Source organism: Microcoleus sp. B4-D4 (genome assembly GCF_036705185.1).
GTDB lineage: Bacteria > Cyanobacteriota > Cyanobacteriia > Cyanobacteriales > Microcoleaceae > Microcoleus.
Genome location: NZ_JAUBTX010000110.1, coordinates 1 through 1,735, shown reverse-complemented (window position 1 = coordinate 1,735; position 1,735 = coordinate 1). Strand labels below are relative to the sequence as shown.

Below are 1,735 nucleotides of genomic sequence, written 5' to 3'. Positions count from 1 at the left end.
TATCCTAGAAAACTAAGTCCCACCCTCCAGGTGCAGGAGTGAAAGCACACAGAGCGCAGTCAAGAATTGCGTCCCCCAGGGTAGCGACTAGCCATCAATCCCTGAAGCGGGGGTGAAAGGTGTCAATACTGGAAGCCTAACCTGGTAAACACCGAGCAAGAGTTCATGAGTAGGAATACAAAGGTACATTTGAACCATCGTCATGAATAACCAGCGAAATCAGGCTGTTTACGTTGGGAGTCCCAAAATGGGCAAGGATAATGGGGAGTTGGCAAGTTCCTGGTTGACCAACAAGCACTTCCTCTAAACCCGGTGGATAGTACCGCTCTAAAAACTCAAACAATGACTATCAGAAACGAAGTAACCTCTCGTCCGTTCTCAGTCTTCAATGATTGAGTAGGTGCTAACTAATACGAAGAGTAGGCAAGATTGATTCAAAAGCAAAACGCCTGACTGTAATGGTGAGGATAGGCAGACAGAATCACGGTGATTTGGAAGATGAAGTTTCCAGTAGCAGTAAATATGTCTAATACGAGTTTAAAGACTACGGTGGAATGGCGTTCTATTAACTGGCGAAAGCTAGAACGTAGAGTGTATAAGCTGCAACAGAGAATTTATCAAGCCTCTCAACGTGGCGATGTAAAAACATATCGCAGACTCCAAAAAACGTTGATGAATTCTTGGTCAGCAAGAGCGTTAGCGGTTCGTAGAGTTACCCAGGATAATTGCGGCAAAAAGACGGCAGGTGTAGACGGCGTTAAATCGCTGACTCCTAATCTCCGTCTTGCCTTGATAAATCAAATAAAACTGGGTTCTAAGGTCAGCCCGACTAGGCGTGTATGGATTCCCAAGCCTGGACGTGATGAGAAGCGACCTTTAGGAATACCTACAATGGATGACCGCGCCTTGCAAACGCTTGTCAAACTGGCATTAGAACCAGAATGGGAAGCGCGATTTGAACCAAACTCATACGGGTTCAGAGCCGGAAGGTCATGTCATGATGCAATCGAAGCAATCTTTAACTCCATCAGGTATAAACAAAAGTTTGTACTTGATGCTGACATATCGAAGTGTTTCGACTGTATCGACCATGAAACACTGCTTTTAAAACTGAATACATCTCCCACCATTCGCCGTCAAATTCGTGCATGGTTAAAAGCGGGGGTGATGGATGGTAAGCAGTTGTTTCCTACATCTGAGGGAACGCCACAAGGCGGGTGTCTTTCGCCGCTTTTGGCAAACATAGCCCTCCACGGGATGGAAAACCGGATAAAAAGCGCCTTTCCTAGTGGCACAATTGTCAAGAAAGGTCAATACGCTGGCTATCAGCCAGGAGCTACTTTAATCAGGTACGCCGATGACTTCGTGATTCTCCATGAAGACATAACCGTTGTTCAAAGATGCCGGGAAATAATCTCGGAATGGTTAATGGGCATAGGCTTGGAATTAAAACCCAGTAAAACTCGGCTGACGCACACTCTTTCAACTTTTGTTGAGGAAAAGCCAGGATTCAACTTCCTTGGATTTAATATACGTCAGTTCCCCAAAGGGAAACACCATACAGGTAAAAATACGAAAGGGGAATTACTCGGTTTTAAGACCATCATTACCCCAAGTCAGGAAAAAGTGAAGGCACATTATGACCGTCTGTCGGATGTAATTGACTCCCATAAGTCAGCACCGCAAGCGGCGCTAATTAAGCGACTAAACCCTATCATTAGGGGTTGGGCTAACT

Annotated in this window: 1 protein-coding gene; it reads left to right on the top strand. The window is 45.4% G+C overall.

The window, feature by feature from the left end; translation table 11 throughout:
* Positions 1 to 522 precede the first annotated feature (522 nt).
* Positions 523 to 1,735: reverse transcriptase domain-containing protein (locus QUB13_RS30290; protein WP_333388760.1), on the top strand; the 1,213-nt coding region annotated here is incomplete at its 3' end.